This is a genomic window from Halosimplex marinum, from assembly GCF_051414075.1.
GTDB classification, from domain to species: domain Archaea; phylum Halobacteriota; class Halobacteria; order Halobacteriales; family Haloarculaceae; genus Halosimplex; species Halosimplex marinum.
In genome coordinates, this window is sequence record NZ_JBLKNY010000001.1 from 14,082 (window position 1) to 29,569 (window position 15,488).

A 15,488-nucleotide genomic window follows, 5' to 3' on the forward strand; every position below is an offset into this window, starting at 1 on the left:
TCTGCCCCCTGGGGTCACCCGGTCGATTCTCTCGGGCCACCCAGTTGATTCGGACGATCCTTTCCTGTCGCTCTCATGCGTCGTCGAGCATCTGAATCCCGCGTTCGACGACGGCATCCGTGACGAAGAGGCTCGTTTCGCGCTGGAGCGCCCGCATCAGCGCTGCCGCCTCGTCCCTGTCGACCAGTCCGCGCGAGTAGCCGACCGCGATCACACCGAATGAGCCGTGTACGTCGATACCACTCTCCGAAGCCGCCGCCCTGGCTGCAAGGTCGTCCGTCAACAGGACGGCGTCTCGGTCGCTCGCCACTGCTAATGCTGCCCGCTCTCCAGGGTCGAGATCCTCGCCTGCCGGACCCTCGTCAGGTGCCGCGACCAGTTCGAATGATCGGTCGGCCAATCCCTCTGGGAGTCCACCGCGGTTTAGTTCCTCGTAGACCGTCTCGGGTACGAACAGCCGGTCGAACGCGTCGACGAGTTCCAGTGAGTCGATACCGGCGAGATGGATGAGCGGCCCCGCATCCGAGACAGCCGCGATAGTCACGCATCGAGGCCCCAGGAGATGTCGTCTTCGACGACCTCGCGCTCCCGCTCGGCGCGTTCGACCGTCGACCGGCCGACGAGTTCGACCGCCTCCTCGCGGTCGATATCGCCGTCGAGATACCGGGCAAGTATCAGATCCTCCCAGAGGTCTTCGATCCCGCGTTCGAGCGCGCGCTCGAATACCTCCGATTCGGGGAGATCGCGGGCGTTCGCTATCTCGCGGACGCGCTCGGAGAGTTCGGCGGCCATACGTGCGAATCGGTCGTGATCGTCTATAAACCTACGCTCGGAGCGACGAATCGCCCATCGTTTCGTCGGTCCGGGAGAAGACCCCACGTTCGGAACCCGTCGACCATCTCGCGGCCGACGACATCGACTACGACACCAAGCCCGACGAGTGGCTAGCCCGATCGTCGGGTCGCTGTCCCCCGTTCTCGGAATCTGAAACGGAGTATCAACACCGATAGCGAGCCGTTTTCACGCCGAGAGAAAGCCACTAAGCTTTTATTTCCATAGGTTTAGTAGTGGATTACAGACCGGAAGTGCCAGGGGTGGGTCGGACGCCGGTACGCGTCTGGGTCCCTGGCGGGTGATTCAGATGACAGACGAAGACAACAGCAAGACGATCGAACTCAATCGGCGGCGCGTTCTGGGTGGTATAGTGACAATCGGCGGTGCCGCGGCGGCCGCGGGTGCGGGGACGACCGCGCTCTTCTTCGACGAGGCGGAAACGAACGGTAATTCGATCGAAGCGGGCACCCTCAAGCTGGGGGACATCTCCGGTGAGACGTTCAACATCACCGGCCTGATTCCGGAAGGCAGTGGGGACTCCACTACAATCGGGTCGACGCAGTACACCGGAGATGTCAGCAGTCCCGTGTTGGACTGGGGACTCGTCGTGGGCGGCCAAAACGCCCCGGGCGGAAGTGGTCCGGACCTCACGAGCGAACTGACCCTCGACACCGCTGTCCTGAGCGCGGGACCGTCGGAGGATCCGAGCGAGGTCGTGGATTACACGGGCGGTGAGAATACCCATCTGAGTGACCTGGCGGGCAGCACGTACACCGACGAGTACACCCTGTCGCCGGACGACTACGTCGAGTTCGAGCTGGGTGTTTCCCTGGGAGACGTCGGCAACGAGTACCAGGGCGCGAGCATCGACTTCGGCTTCGCGTTCCTCGCGAGACAGTCCGGTGCAACTCCGCTCTCGACGACCGACATCTCGGCTGGTTCCTCGGGCGGGAACTAAGAGAGAAGCTTCGAGGAACGGTCGGCCGACCGGTCTCGGGCGGATTGGCGATCAGATAAACAGAGGCGAGTCGCTAACCAGGATGAACTATTCGATCCCCGACCGTACGGCAGTATTCAAATTCCTGCTGGTAGCCGCGTTCCTCGTCGTCGTCGTGCCGATCGCGATCGCCGCCTTTCCCCAGGTAGTCGGTGCCGAGGAGGGGTACGTCGTCGAGAGTTCCAGTATGTCGCCGGCTATCGGCGCGGGGGACCTCGTCATCGTGAACGATATCGCACCGGCGCAGATCGAAAACGGAGACATCATCACGTTTCGACGGGGGACGGAGGGGACGATAGTCACTCATCGAGTCGTCGAGATCGAGCGAACGAACGGACAGTACCGCTTCACTACGAAGGGCGACGCGAACGATGCACCGGACAGCCAACCCGTACGCGGGGAGAACGTCATCGGGAAGGTGTGGTTCTCCGTCCCGCTCGCGGGCTACATCGTGGCGTTCGGAAACACCCAGTTCGGTCTCGCGGCGCTCGTGGTCGTCCCGTCGGTGCTGTTGCTGGTGAGTGAGCTACGGGACATCTACCGATCTAGCGACATACAGATACGAGCGAAATAGCCGGTGTGAGTGGAATGAACCGTCGAATAGCGACAGTCCTGTTGTGTGTCCTCACGGTTGCGTTGATAACCGGCACCGGGGGCTCTGTCACGTACGCGTACTTCCTCGATACCGAGTCGGCCACCGGCGGGATCTCGGCGGCTCAGGAGTTCGGCTACCTCGGGGAGGGGGCTTGCATCGACACCGACAACAACTGGGAGTGTAACCGGGCGGACATTCCGGTCCCGCGGGACGAGATCAACACGTTCTCCAACAGTTCCGCGGACCTCGTCATTCCGGAACACGTCGGGCCGGTCGTCAACGATACCATCGATATCACCGCCGACGGGTTCAAGACGAACGTCAGGGTCGGCTCGCGGAGCGACGGGGTGACGATCGCGACCGGGTCGGACCGGCTCCAGATCGACGGTGCGACGGTCAACACGTCGGGGAGTTCGCTCGCGCTGACGACGGGGAGTGGGGACCTGCTGGCGGACGACGGCACCGCGACCGCCGGCGGGGGCAACGTCGAACTTGACGCCGGTGGGGCAGTAGTCGGAGAGAACACGTCGATAGACACCACCGGGTCCATCACGGTCTCGGGGAGCGAGGTGACGCTCACGGACGGGGCGATCAGCGGTGGGGGGAGCGCCGTCTCGGTGAGCGCGACCGAGACTGTCACGTTCGACGGGTCGGCGGTGACGGCCGAGGGCGGGTCGGTGTCGCTGACCGGGAGATCCGTTTCGCTGGCACCCACTGCCGGCGGACACGCTCAGATCGATACCGCCGGAACGGTCACCGTCGAGGCGACGAGCAACGGTGGCGGCGACATCGCGGCCGGATCCGCGGACATCCGCGGCGGTGGCCAGGTCAAGCTGACCGCGGCGGGCTCGGTCGGCGTAAGCGACGGGAGAGTGACCACGTCCGACAGCCTGGTACAGCTCAAAGGCGAGTCCGTCGAAGCGGCGGGCTCGGAACTGTTCACCGATTCGAACGTCAAGCTCCTGGCGACCAACGGTAACGGCGGACCGGTCGCGGCGACGGGAGTCAACCTCACCAGCGACTACGGGTCGATCACGGTGAAAGGCGAGCAGGTGGCGCTCCCCGACGGGCGAGTGGATACCGATGACTCGGTCACGGTCACCGCGACCGGCGAGACGGGCGGCGATATCGATGTCGGTGCCGCAGACGTTGATGCCGGGTCCCAGATCAAGATGACGGCCACGGACTCACTGACTCTGGTCGACGGGTCGGTGACCACCTCGTATAGCCTGATCGAACTGAAGGCCGAGTCCGTGGATGCGTCGAACGCGAACGTCTACACCGACAACGACGTGAAACTGCTGGCGACGAACGGCAACGGCGGGACGGTCACCGCACGGGATGGCAACCTCACCAGCGACTACGGGTCGATCACGGTGAAAGGCAACGACGTGACGGCACCCGACGCGAGGATCGACACCGACAGCTCCGTGACGATCTCCGCGACCAACGACGGCGACGGTAGCATCGCACTCGGCGGGACGAAGCTGACCGCACAGAGCCAGGTCGGCGTCACCGCCGCGAGATCGCTCGGCGCCGACGGCGCCGACCTGACGGTTACCAACAGCGGCTCCATATCGTTGAAGGGCCAGTCGATCAGCGCGAGTGACGCCGTGGCGGTGGCGCCCGGCGGGGTCGAGCTCCTGGGGACGAAGAACGACCAGGGACCGGTCGCGGCGACTGGAGCACGACTCGAGAGCGACTACGGGTCGATCAAGATAAAGGGCGTTCAACTCACGGTCGACCAGTCGACAGTTGAAACCGATGCCGGCGTCACCATCAGCGCACAGGCGGGCCGGGGCGGGCCGATCTCAGCCATCGGTGCCGATATCAGCACCGATTACGGCGGCGTGAACCTCAAGTCGATCGGAGATATCAACATCGAGCGCGCGACGATACGGAGCAACTCCGGTGCGGCTAAGGCTTCACTGAGCAGAAGTGAGTTCACCCTGTACTTCGACGGGATCGTCGTCGCAGATTCGGACGACACCCTCGTCTACTCACCGCAGGGGGTCGAAGAAAACGGGGAGGCCGCACAGGGGGAAGTAAGCGGATGAACAGACGATCGAAGCCGAGGCGACGGGGATAGCGCATCCGCGACAGCCAGTAGAGCTTTCGAGCGAGTCCGGGACGCACGGAGCGACGGCCGACCCGGTACGACGACATCGAAGCTGTCTCCTCGGACGAATGGTCGTTCGGAACCGGATCGCCACATCGCGGCCGGGTACCCATTCCAGAATCAGTATTGAAAATGAGGCCGGTACGATTATGCACGGTCCCGCTATTCGATCAGATAATGGCAACAGCGGAGGCGAACTGGCTCACGTTCGACCACACGCCGTTCGACGAGATATCGTTCTCGCGAATTTGGCTCCTCGCGGTCGCGACCTACGGCGTGGGAGACGTGGTGACGACCATCGCCCTGGTCTACTTCAGCCCGCTACACACCGAGGCGAACCCGGTCGTCCGGCAGGCCATCATGGCCTTCGGCGGCGGCGGCTTCCTGGGGCTCAAACTGCTGGTCATCTACGCGTGTATCGGTATCAGCCTGTGGGCTGGCGTCGGCGACGACGACCGACTCATGTTCTACGCGCCGCCGTTACTGCTGGCGGTCGTCGGGCTCTACACCACCGTTCACAACCTCGGCCTTCTCCTTCACTGATCCGGGGTTTCGGCGGCAGTGGGCGCCCTGATCCCGAACGCGAGTTCGAAGCTCGCGGTGTCGCTCTGCACGACGTTGCCCGTCTCCTCGGGCAGTCGCCACTCGAAGACGACGGTCACCGCCTCGCCCGGGCCGAGCCGGCCGACCGTTCGGTTCGTGCCCTCGGTGTCCGCCAGCGGAACGAAGCCGCCGTCGCCGAAGACGGGAACCGCCTCGCCGTCCGGGTACCTGACGGCGAGGCGGACCAGCAGTCGCTCGGGGAGTTCGCTCTCGGAGGGGTCGTCGTCAACCGCCGCCTCGGCCTGGACGACCCCGTTCTCCGACCCGTCGACGACCACCCCGGAGACGCCGATCTCGCCGGCCGCTGACCCGGTGTTCCGGAGCGTGAGGCGGGAACGCCCCGAATCGCCCGGAGCGACGTCCCGAGCCCGGAGCAGCGTCCTGTTCTCAGAGGTTTCGAGCGAGACGGTCGCGGGCTCCGGCGTCCCCGACGGTGTCCGAACGCCGGGCGTCACGTCCTCCGGGAGATCCAGGACGAGCGTCCCCAGACCGCCGCCGACGAAGGCGAGCACCAACAGCAGAACCAGCAACAGCGCCCGCCGGCGCCACGTCCGGTCGTCGGACGCGGTCTCGCTCTCGGGTTCGTCGCCCTCGGGGTCGTCGGCCCCGTCGTTCCCCGTCGACGGGTCGGGCGGAACGTCATCGGGATCGGACACGGTCACCTCCCGGCCGGCGAACGGCGTCCGGAACCGGCTCGCTCGCCCGCGACGCCCGGCCGAAGCGACGGCTGTCCGAACCCGTCCGTCCGTCGGCTCTCGGTACGCCGTACATCGGTTGCCACCTCACCCTGTCGCCCGCGCCGCCGGTCACGGTACCCACCCGACCGGCGACCGCTCCGATTGTCAACTATCGATCGGTCGGATACGAGTTAAAGGTACTGAGTCACTCGAACCGATCGAGCGCGTACCCCGACACGTCGAAGTCGGTCCCGCCGTCGAGCGCGAGGTCTGCGAGGGTCTCGCCGAGGGCGGGCGCGAACTTGTACCCGCGGCCGGACAGCCCGGCGGCGACCGCGACGCGGCCGTCCGCGAGCGTGTCGAGGATGAACCGCCCGTCCGGCGAGTTCGTCACGAGGCCGGTCGAGAGCCGCAGCGTCGCCCCGGCGGCGCCGGGGACGTGCTCCTCCGCGAACGCGCGCAACGGCCGCTCGTCGGCCTGAGTCGGGTCGGAGAGGGCGTCCGGGGCCGTCGGGCGGAAGTCCGCCCGGCCGTACTTCATCCCGGGGAGCGAGCGGCCGGGCAGCCCGTAGTAGTTCTCGCCGTCGACGGTCGCGACGAACGGCGGCAGGGGGTCGCTGGCAGCCTCTCCCGCTCGCCCGTCCGCGAGCGAGGCCGACCGTTCGCCGCTCGGCGCGAACCACGCCGTCGCGTGGCGGCAGGGTTCGACGAGCCCGTCGAGGGCGTCGACCGCCTGCGCCGCCCACGGCCCCGCGGTGACGACCAGCCGGTCCGCGCGGTAGGTGTCGCGGTCGGTGTCGACGCGGACGCCGTCGTCGACGGTCGCCCAGTCGACCACTCGCTCGCGCGCCCGGACCGTCGCCCCCGCGTCGAGCGCCGCGGCGACGTGGGCGACGACGCCCCGTTCCGAGGCGACGACCGCGCCGTCGGGCTGGTAGAGCGCCTGAGCGTCGTCCGGGAAGTCGTAGCCGGGGAACCGCTCGGACAGCTCGGCGCCGGACAGCGACTCGTAGTCGAGGCCGTGGCGTTCGCAGGCCCGTCGTGCGCTCGCGACGGGGTCGTCGCCGCCGACGGCGACCGCCAGCGACCCCGTCTCGGTCAGCAGGTCCCGGCCCGTCGCCGCTTCGAGGGCGCGCCAGGCCTCGTGAGCCCGGTCGGCCATCGCCACCGTCGCCGGGTCGCCGTCGAGCAACCGCTGTAGCAGTCGTGTCCGCCCGTGCGAGGAGCCCCGGCCGTGGGGCACGTCGAAGCGTTCGAGCCCCAGGACCGCGGCGCCGCGGCGAGCGAGGTGGTACGTCGCCGCACTCCCAACGCCCCCGACTCCGAGAACAATCGCGTCGTATCGCCCGCCGCTCGGTGTCATGTCGACCCCTGCGGCGTCGTCCGGCAAAGCGATTACGTCATCCGGCCACCGCACTCGGCCACGCGACGGTCGCGGGACGGGCGTGAACCCCCCTGTCAGGTCCGGTCACTCCGCGGGCGCGGCGGCGCGCTCCTCGTAGATCCGCTCGATGGCGTCGTCGTGGACCGACCGGATGTTCCGGCGTTTCTTCTTCATCGAGGGGGTCAGCAGGTCGTTGTCGGCGGTCCACTCGCGGGAGACGAGCTCGAAGGCCTTGATCCGCTCGACGCGTTCGAGGTCGGCGTTGACCGCCTCGACGGCCTCGCCGACCCACTCGCGGACGCGCTCGTCGCGACAGATCGCCTCGTCGTCGTCGGGCAGGTCGACCCCCTCGCGGTCGGCCCACCGCCGGACCGCCTCGAAGTTCGGGACGACGACGGCGCCGACGAACTTGCGCCCGTCGCCGACCACCATCACCTGGTCGACGCGGTCGCTGGTGGCGAACCGGTCCTCGATGGGTTCGGGCGCGACGTTCTTCCCCGTCGAGAGGACGATCAGCTGTTTCAACCGGTCCTTGTAGCGGAGGTACCCCTCGGGCGTGATCTCGACGATGTCGCCGGTCAGGAAGTAGCCGTCCTCGGCGAACGCCGCGTCGGTCTCCGTCTCGGCGTTCCAGTAGCCGTCGGTGACGTTCGGGCCGGTCACTTCGAGTTCGCCCACCGGGCCCTCGGCTTCGGGGAACTGGTCGGGGCCGACCGCCGACTCGTCGACGCGGGCATCCACATCGGTCACCGGCGGCCCCATCGTCCCGGGCCGGATCGCCTCCGGCGGGTTCACCGAGAGGACCGGCGCCGTCTCGGTCAGCCCGTACCCCTCGACGACGGGGATTCCCATGCCGAGGAACATCTCCGCGAGTTCCCGGCTGAGACTGCCCCCGCCGCTGACGAGGAACTCGACGTTGCCGCCCAACCGCTCTTTGACCGTCGAGTAGACCAGCCGGTCCGCCAGCGCGTGTTTCGCCCGGAGGGCCGCTCCCGGACTGTCAGCGCGGGCGTAGTCGCGGGCGACGCCGACCGCCCACTCGAAGATCCGCTCCTTTGCGGCGGAGTCGCTGGCCTGCTCGCGCATGTTGTCGAAGATGCGCTCGTAGACGCGCGGGACGCTCGCGCCGGTCGTGGGGCGCAGCAGCTCCAGGTCCTCGGGCAGCGTGTCCGGGCTCTCGGCGTAGCCGACCGTCGCGCCGGAGGCGAACATGAGGAAGTGACCGGCCAGCCGCTCGAAGACGTGCGCGAGCGGCAGGAAGGAGATCGTCCGCGAGTGCTCGTCGAGGACGGGCGTCTCGCCCTTGTCGGGGCGGGGGCCCATGCGCTTGCGGCACTGGTTGACGTTCGCCCGGAAGTTGCGGTGGGTGAGCCTGACGCCCTTCGGCTGGCCCGTCGTCCCCGAGGTGTAGATGACGCTCGCCAGGTCCTCGGGGTCGCGCTCGTCGATCCACCCCTCGTACGCCTCGCGGTCGAACGCCCCGTCGCCGCGCTCGTACAGGTCCGCCATCGTCAGCGCGTCCTCGCGGTCTGCCGCCGGGCCGTCCGGGGTCGTCTCGTCCATCACGACCGAAAACGAGAGGTCGAGGTCGCCCTCGACTTCCTGAACGCGCTCCAGCAGCGATTCGTCGCCGGCGACGACCCCCGTCGCGTCGGGGTCCGAGAGCAGGTACCGCACCTGCTTCGGCGAGGAGTCCGTGTAGACCGTCGTCACCACGCCGCCGGCCGCGAGGACGGCGAAGTCGGCCAGCGCCCACTCCATGCGGGTGTCGGCGAAGACAGCCACCCGATCGCCCGGCTCCAGCCCCAGCTCGCGGAACCCGGCGGCCAGCCGGCGGACGACCCCGCGCATCTCCGCGTAGGAGATGTCGGTGTACTCGCCGTCGGGCGCCGCCGGGATCACGTCGGGCGCGAGCGAGCGGTCGTAGATGCCGCCCTTGTACCGCTGGGCCGGCGCCGACCCGTAGCGGTCGGCCGCCGACTCGAACATCGCCGCGAGCGTGCCCGTCCCGACGACCTTGTCGGTGTAGGACTGTTCCGCGGCCCACCACTGGCCCGTGGGCTCCGGGGAATCCATGGCCCCCCGTACGCCCCGGCGTGTGATATATGTTATCGAACGTACGGTCGACTATCGGGCGTTGAACGTGCCGAAAACGGAATCGGAGTTGTCGGCGGCGCGTCGGGATGCCGAGACAGTGTCGCAACCGACGTTCGCCCCGCGGCGGTCACACCGGCGTGCTTTTTTGGCCGGCCCGGCGAAGGGCGGCTATGACCGAACACGACGGGTGGTTCGCGGGGCTGGACCCGGGCGACGCCGAGGCGGCCGCCGAGCGGGTCCGCACCGGCTCGGCCGACGAGCCCGCCGACTGGCCGGCACTGGCCGTCGACGAGGGGTTCGCCGCCGACGACTCGGAGTACTACGACCGCCTGCACGACGCGACGACGGCCGCCGCCCGCGCGGCCGTCCGCGAGCGCGAGCGCGCCGACGACCAGCAGCTCATCCACGCCGTCCGCGCCATGGACGACTGCGAGCGGACCGCGAACGAACTCGCAGAGCGGGTCGCAGAGTGGGCGGGCACCCGCTTCGACGACGCCGGGACCGGCGTCGACTACGCCCGCGAGCTGGCCGAGCGCGGCGCGGAACCGGCGGGACCGGACGAGGCGGCGGAGCCGTCGGACCCGAGCGAGGCGCGGCTCGTCGCGCTGGCCGAGCGGACGGCCGCGCTGGCCGACGAGGCCGACGAGCTCCGGGCGTACGTCGAGGAGACGACCCCCTCCGTCGCGCCGAACCTCTCGGCGATGGCCGGTCCCGTGCTGGCGGCGCGGCTGATATCGCTGTCCGGCGGGCTCGGCGAACTGGCGAAAGAGCCCAGCAGCACGGTACAGGTGTTGGGCGCCGAGGACGCGCTGTTCGCCCACCTCCGCGGGTCGGCGCCCTCCCCCAAGCACGGCGTGATCTTCACCCACGAGTACGTCCGCGGGACGCGTCCCGACAAGCGCGGGTCGGCCGCGCGGGCGCTCGCCGGGAAGCTCACCATCGCCGCCCGCGTCGACCACTACAGCGGCGAGCGCAAGCCGGAGCTCGACGCCGAACTCGACGAGCGGATCGCCACTATCCGCGGGAACGGCGAAGGGAGCGACGACCCCGAAGTCAACGACGACGGAGGTGACGGCTCGTGAGCGACCTCCCCGATGGTGTGGAACGGCGCGCGTTCGACGGCGTCGAGCGGCTGGCGACCCGGGGCGAGCCCCACTACGGCGAGCCGACCGACGGCGAGTGGCGGGCCTGGAACCCCGACCGCTCGAAGCTCGGCGCGATGCTCGAACTCGGGATGGACACCGGGCTGGTCGGCGGCGAGACGGTCCTGTATCTGGGCGCCGCGTCGGGGACGACGGCCAGCCACGTCGCCGACTTCGCCGGCCCGACCTACGGCGTCGAGTTCGCCGCCCGTCCGGTGCGGGACCTGCTCGACGCGGCCGAGCCCCGCGGGAACCTCTTCCCGCTGCTGAAGGACGCGCGCAAGCCCGAAACCTACGCCCACGTCGTCGAACCCGTGGACGTGATCGTTCAGGACGTGGCCACCCGCGGCCAGGCGAAGGTGGCGACGGCCAACGCGGAGTTCCTCCGAGAGGACGGCCGGCTCCTGCTGGCGGTCAAGGCCCGGAGCGAGGACGTGACCCGCGACCCCGCCGACGTGTTCGACGACGCGCTCGACGAACTCGGATCGGCCTACGAGGTGCTGGAGACCCGTCGGCTGGCGCCCCACCACGACGACCACCTCGGCGTCGTCGCGACGCCGCGCTGAGCGGTCGAGCGGCCCGGCGTCGGTCCGGGCGTGTCGGAGGTGTTATCCGTCGGCGGCGCGTCGGTTGCCATAGACGGCACGGTCAGCGGCACCTTTCAGCTCGCGTGGTTTCCACGCGGGCCGACGCCGACTGACCTACCCCGTCTCTCTACAATCGTCGAGCGACCGCGCCGTCGCTCGGGGAGACGGATCCGCCGACGCGTCCCGTGCCGCGAAGGGAAATTTTTAGCGCCGTCGGCCCGTCGTACGGAGCGATGGACCGGGGCTCGCGCGAGGCGTTCAGTCGGATGGGGACCATCGGGATCGAGGAGGAGTACTACGTCGTCGACGACGAGGGCCGGCCCACCTCGGGCACGGACGAACTCGTCTACGAGTCCGACCCGCCCGAGGTCCTGGAGGGGCGGCTCGACCACGAACTGTTCAAGTGCGTCATCGAGTCCCAGACGCCGGTCATCGAGCGCCCGTCCGACGCCCGCGAGCAACTGCTCGCGGTCCGCGAGGCGCTGGTCGACCACGCCACCGCCCACGGCTTCGACATCGCCGCCGCCGGGCTCCACCCGCTCGCGAAGTGGCGCGAGCTCGAACACGCGGAAAAACCCCGGTACAAGGCACAGCTCGACCGCATCCAGTATCCCCAGCACCGCAACACGACGGCGGGGCTGCACGTCCACGTCGGCGTCGACGACGCCGACAAGGCGGTGTGGATCGCGAACGAACTGCGCTGGCACCTCCCGGTGATGCTCGCGCTGTCGGCGAACTCACCGTACTGGAACGGCTTCGACACCGGCCTCCAGTCGGCCCGCGCGAAGATCTTCGAGGCGCTCCCGAATACGGGAATGCCCACCGCGTTCGACGACTACGACGCTTTCGACGACTACGAGCGGCGGATGCTGGAGACCGAGAGCATCGACGACCGCGGGGAGCTGTGGTTCGACGTGCGCCCCCACTCGGGCCACGGGACCGTCGAGGTCCGGACGCCGGACGGCCAGGCCGACCCCGACGTGGTGCTGGCGTTCGTCGAGTACACCCACGCCCTCGTCGAGGACCTGGCCGCTCGCTACGAGGACGGCGAGTCCGGCACCGACGCCCGCCGGGAACTGTACGACGAGCACAAGTGGCGCGCGATGCGCCACGGCCACGACGCCGCCCTGCTGGACCGGGCGTTCGAGTCGACCGTCGACCTCGGCGAGCTCGTCGACCGCGAGGCCGAGCGCCTCGGAATCTCGGGTATCCGCGAGGTCTACGGCGCCGAGAGCGGCGCCGAGCGCCAACGGCGCCTCCGCGAGGGGCAGGGCGTCGACGCGCTCTGTGACGCGTTGCGCCTGCAGTACGAGTAGGCGGGCGGACGGGATGGTCGGGTAACCGGCGCGTCCCGGCGGCGGTTCGTCGCGGGGTCGCGTCGTCGCGCGACGGCGAGGCGGTGACTCGGAAAGAGCGCGCTATCCCGCGATTTCGGGCGCGTGGGAACGTCGGCAAGATTTTTACCCGGCTGGGGCTTTCGTCCTCGTAGAGGCGACGTATGTCTACAGACGATCCGACGGACGACAGCGAGGGGACCGACGAGTCCGACGCGGACCCGCAGGACGGCGGGAACGTCCGCGAACGGCTGGAACAGGAGGCCGACAGGGCGGTGACGGGCTTCGACGAGGGGATCGTCGACATGCTCTCGTGGGTGCTTGAGACCGAGACGCGGGCCCGGATCTACGTCTTTCTCCGACAGAACCCCGACAGCACCAGCGACGAGATCGCCGAGGGGACGGGGCTGTACCCCAGCACGGTGCGGGAGGCGCTCGCGGAGCTCCACGAGGAGGGCAAGGTCTCCCGGGGGAAACGCGAGAACGACGGCGCCGGCAACAACCCCTACGAGTACGCGGCGATGGCGCCGAGCGAACTCGTCGGCAACGTCGTCGACGACGTGCAGGAGGAGCTCAACACGGTCTTCAACTTAGACGAGATCCTCGGCAGCGACGACGACCACCCGACCGTCGACTCCGAGCCCGTCACGATCACCGTCGAGGACGACCCCGAGGCCGACGACGGGAGCGGCGACGGGGCCGCCGGAGACAGCGACGACGGTGCCGACGAGTGGGGCACCGCCGGCGAATCCGACGAGGCTGGTGAGGGACCGACCGACGACGCTGACGGCGGCGGAGCGGACGAGGACGGCGACGACGCGACCGACAGCTGACGTTCCGGAGACCGGTCCGTTCGGCGGTGAACCGGGCATCGGAAGCCGAAGGCACTTTAGTGGGCTGGCCCGACTGAGCGTGTATGGAGGTCGCGCTGGGTGGCACCTTCGACCCGGTCCACGACGGGCACCGCGCGCTGTTCAGGCGCGCGTTCGAGCTGGGCGACGCGACGGTCGGCCTGACGAGCGACGACCTCGCCCCGAAGACCCGCCGCGAGGACCGCTACGTCCGCCCGTACGACCGGCGGTACCGCGACCTCGACGCCGAACTCGCCGAACTCGCCGAGGAGCACGGCCGCGAGTACGAGATCCGGAAGATCGACGACCCGACCGGCTTCGCCCCCGAACCGCAGTTCGACGCCATCGTCGTCTCCCCCGAGACGGAGACGGGCGCCAAGCGCATCAACGAGATCCGCCGCGACGAGGGGATCGAACCGCTCGACATCGAGGTCGTCGACCACGTCCACGCCGAGGACGGCGAGATCATCTCCAGCACCCGCATCGTCCGCGGCGAGATCGACGAACACGGCAACCTCACACCGGACCGCGAGGGCCGCGACGCGCCCGGAGAGACCGACGCCGACACTGCCAGCGACGCCGCCGACGCGACCGACACCGCGGGTGCGACCGCCGACGGCGGCCACGGCGCCGAGACCGACGACGCCTGAGTTCCCTCCGCCCGCACGGTCCCCCTCACTGGAGCGGCGACCGTACGCGCTCCGGCGGGCGACTGATTCTACCAGCCCGGCGCGTCCAGTCCCTGACTCTCCAGCAGGTCCTCGTAGCGCTGGGAGATGGTGAGCCGGGACACGTCCGCCGCATCTGCGACGCGCTGCTGGCTGCGGCTGTCGCCCTCGACCAGCCCGGCGACGTAGACGCTCGTCGCGAGGACGGCCCGCTTCGACCGGTCGGTCTCCGGGACGTTCGAGAGAAACAGGTCCGCCGCGCGCGACCGGGCGGCCTCGTCCATGTCGAGTCGCTCCGCGACCGCCTCGATCTCGTCGAGCCACTCGCTGTTCTCGACCTGGTCGCGGGCGCTGTACATCACGACCGCCTACGCGTTCGGGGTACATAAATGCACGACGCGGCTCGGATCGATCAGTTCGTGTTGCGAACGTATTGTTTCGAATTTCAAATAACGATGGCATGAAAGCTCCGTGCTGAATACAGAGTGCATATTCAGCGGGTGTAACGAGCGAGCGCAAATAGCGGGCTGGTGAGTCCCTTCCCAGTGATTTGGTTGAAAGGACTGGATGGATTAGTCAATTCACACCAACTATGAAGATATAGAAGAACTCTATCAGAGAGTGTCTGTCAACTTAGAATCTGAGAAATTGCCACGACCTCATATGCTCACCGACAACTCTCATAAGACCGGGATGAGATTCCTCACTTGATGGCAGAGGTAGACGCTTTTGGAACCCTACACGTAGACCGTCTCAGTAAGGTGACGGACGAACTTAATGAATTTGCAGATGATGCTGATGTTCTCTTTGTAGAGGGTCCGCGTGAGGAACCAGATGATTCCGATGAACTCGGTATGCTTCTTCGGAACCCTGCACTCTATTTCACGGGTATAATTTTGGACTGGTTCTGGGGGATACTCGGTTTTCTTCTCACTCGCCAGTTCAAACCTGTTGATGGAGTCGCTACAGAAACAGTAGCTCTGAGGAAGGACCTTGATATTAAGCCAGTAGATTTGAATCTACCGCGCCGGGCGAGTGAGGTAAGTCTCATAATTACGGCGCTCAGCTGGCTCTGGTTTGTTATAGCCGCAGTCATCTTCGTGCTTGGAGTATTGGCATCCTCAATCGGGGTTCTTATATTTGCGATTGCAGTCGGATTTCTGCCAGTTGTACCGTTTGCCTACTGGACCCTCTCAGAAAGGGACGAAGTAATGGCCGAGAATATTGAAGAAATTCTATCGTCTAATGACGAACTCAATAGCGGGTGCTTGGTCGCTGGTAGGGGGCATATTGACGGGGTCGTTGAGGAATTGGAAGAGAGCGATGTAGAGGTTTCTCAGGTTCATAAATCGAAGTGGCTCAGGAGGACCCTCTAATGGCATGTCTTGAATTTCACACTCTCAGTAGGATAGATAGCATATATTCTGATTTCTGACGATCTTCATTTTTTCCAAGTGGGACCCGTGCCGATTGCATCCTCTCTATTCAGCACGCCATACCTGGCAGATAGTAGTTAGATGGGCGAACCGAGCGGTATTTTATTTTCGATAGTTGCATTCGCGCGAACGCAGTGAGCGCGATTCACCGGACGCGAGGGAGC

Annotated in this window: 16 protein-coding genes; 10 read left to right on the forward strand and 6 right to left on the reverse strand. The window is 67.3% G+C overall.

Annotation, left to right across the window (positions count from 1 at the left end; all coding sequences use genetic code 11):
- Positions 1–73: 73 nt before the first annotated feature.
- Entirely contained in the window at positions 74–544 is a 471-nt protein-coding gene (locus ACMGFI_RS00050; protein WP_436906511.1) for a PIN domain-containing protein, read from the reverse strand.
- Complete coding sequence (locus ACMGFI_RS00055) at positions 541–792, reverse strand: hypothetical protein (RefSeq protein WP_436906512.1); 252 nt, start codon at positions 790–792, stop codon at positions 541–543. The genes ACMGFI_RS00050 and ACMGFI_RS00055 overlap by 4 nt, the downstream gene beginning before the upstream one ends.
- Positions 793–1,141: 349 nt before the next feature.
- On the opposite strand from ACMGFI_RS00055, the gene ACMGFI_RS00060 reads away from it, so the two are divergent.
- The 4 genes from ACMGFI_RS00060 to ACMGFI_RS00075 all read left to right on the forward strand — a co-directional run bounded on the left by ACMGFI_RS00060 (position 1,142) and on the right by ACMGFI_RS00075 (position 5,088).
- Entirely contained in the window at positions 1,142–1,792 is a 651-nt protein-coding gene (locus tag ACMGFI_RS00060) for a hypothetical protein (protein WP_436906513.1), read from the forward strand.
- Positions 1,737–2,405 (forward strand): signal peptidase I, encoded by a 669-nt coding sequence (locus ACMGFI_RS00065; RefSeq protein WP_436906514.1) that lies wholly within the window; start codon positions 1,737–1,739, stop codon positions 2,403–2,405. The genes ACMGFI_RS00060 and ACMGFI_RS00065 overlap by 56 nt, the downstream gene beginning before the upstream one ends.
- A 14-nt stretch (positions 2,406–2,419) precedes the next feature.
- Positions 2,420–4,483, forward strand: coding sequence for a beta strand repeat-containing protein (locus ACMGFI_RS00070; RefSeq protein ID WP_436906515.1), 2,064 nt, complete (start codon positions 2,420–2,422; stop codon positions 4,481–4,483).
- 239 nt (positions 4,484–4,722) lie between these two features.
- Positions 4,723–5,088, forward strand: coding sequence for a DUF5658 family protein (locus tag ACMGFI_RS00075; RefSeq protein WP_436906516.1), 366 nt, complete (start codon positions 4,723–4,725; stop codon positions 5,086–5,088).
- On the opposite strand, the gene ACMGFI_RS00080 is transcribed toward ACMGFI_RS00075, so the two are convergent.
- The 3 genes from ACMGFI_RS00080 to ACMGFI_RS00090 all read right to left on the reverse strand — a co-directional run bounded on the left by ACMGFI_RS00080 (position 5,082) and on the right by ACMGFI_RS00090 (position 9,285).
- Positions 5,082–5,804: a hypothetical protein gene (locus ACMGFI_RS00080; RefSeq protein WP_436906517.1), complete on the reverse strand. Its 723-nt coding sequence runs from the start codon at positions 5,802–5,804 to the stop codon at positions 5,082–5,084. The two genes, ACMGFI_RS00075 and ACMGFI_RS00080, sit on opposite strands and share 7 nt — an antisense overlap.
- Positions 5,805–6,030: 226 nt before the next feature.
- Positions 6,031–7,188, reverse strand: coding sequence for an N-methyl-L-tryptophan oxidase (gene solA / locus ACMGFI_RS00085; RefSeq protein WP_436906518.1), 1,158 nt, complete (start codon positions 7,186–7,188; stop codon positions 6,031–6,033).
- 105 nt (positions 7,189–7,293) lie between these two features.
- Positions 7,294–9,285 (reverse strand): AMP-dependent synthetase/ligase, encoded by a 1,992-nt coding sequence (locus ACMGFI_RS00090; protein ID WP_436906519.1) that lies wholly within the window; start codon positions 9,283–9,285, stop codon positions 7,294–7,296.
- 191 nt (positions 9,286–9,476) lie between these two features.
- Between ACMGFI_RS00090 and ACMGFI_RS00095 the strand changes: the two genes are divergently transcribed.
- The 5 genes from ACMGFI_RS00095 (at position 9,477) to ACMGFI_RS00115 (ending at position 13,870) form a co-directional block, all read left to right on the forward strand.
- Positions 9,477–10,388, forward strand: coding sequence for an NOP5/NOP56 family protein (locus ACMGFI_RS00095; RefSeq protein WP_436906520.1), 912 nt, complete (start codon positions 9,477–9,479; stop codon positions 10,386–10,388).
- Complete coding sequence (locus tag ACMGFI_RS00100) at positions 10,385–11,014, forward strand: fibrillarin-like rRNA/tRNA 2'-O-methyltransferase (protein WP_436906521.1); 630 nt, start codon at positions 10,385–10,387, stop codon at positions 11,012–11,014. The genes ACMGFI_RS00095 and ACMGFI_RS00100 overlap by 4 nt, the downstream gene beginning before the upstream one ends.
- Positions 11,015–11,268: 254 nt before the next feature.
- On the forward strand, positions 11,269–12,351 hold the full coding sequence (locus tag ACMGFI_RS00105; protein WP_436906522.1) for a glutamate--cysteine ligase: 1,083 nt from the start codon (positions 11,269–11,271) through the stop codon (positions 12,349–12,351).
- 182 nt (positions 12,352–12,533) lie between these two features.
- Positions 12,534–13,202 carry a winged helix-turn-helix transcriptional regulator gene (locus ACMGFI_RS00110; RefSeq protein ID WP_436906523.1) on the forward strand — a complete coding sequence of 223 codons (669 nt, stop codon included), beginning with the start codon at positions 12,534–12,536 and terminating at the stop codon, positions 13,200–13,202.
- An 83-nt stretch (positions 13,203–13,285) separates the two neighbouring features.
- Complete coding sequence (locus tag ACMGFI_RS00115; protein ID WP_436906524.1) at positions 13,286–13,870, forward strand: phosphopantetheine adenylyltransferase; 585 nt, start codon at positions 13,286–13,288, stop codon at positions 13,868–13,870.
- A gap of 68 nt (positions 13,871–13,938) precedes the next feature.
- Here ACMGFI_RS00115 and ACMGFI_RS00120 read toward each other — a convergent pair whose 3' ends face one another.
- The gene (locus tag ACMGFI_RS00120) at positions 13,939–14,247 is read right to left on the reverse strand and encodes a transcription initiation factor IIB family protein (RefSeq protein WP_436906525.1); all 309 of its coding nucleotides are present in this window, start codon (positions 14,245–14,247) and stop codon (positions 13,939–13,941) included.
- Positions 14,248–14,598: 351 nt separating this feature from the next.
- Here ACMGFI_RS00120 and ACMGFI_RS00125 point away from each other — a divergent pair, with 351 nt between their 5' ends.
- Complete coding sequence (locus ACMGFI_RS00125; protein ID WP_436906526.1) at positions 14,599–15,264, forward strand: hypothetical protein; 666 nt, start codon at positions 14,599–14,601, stop codon at positions 15,262–15,264.
- Positions 15,265–15,488 lie beyond the last annotated feature (224 nt).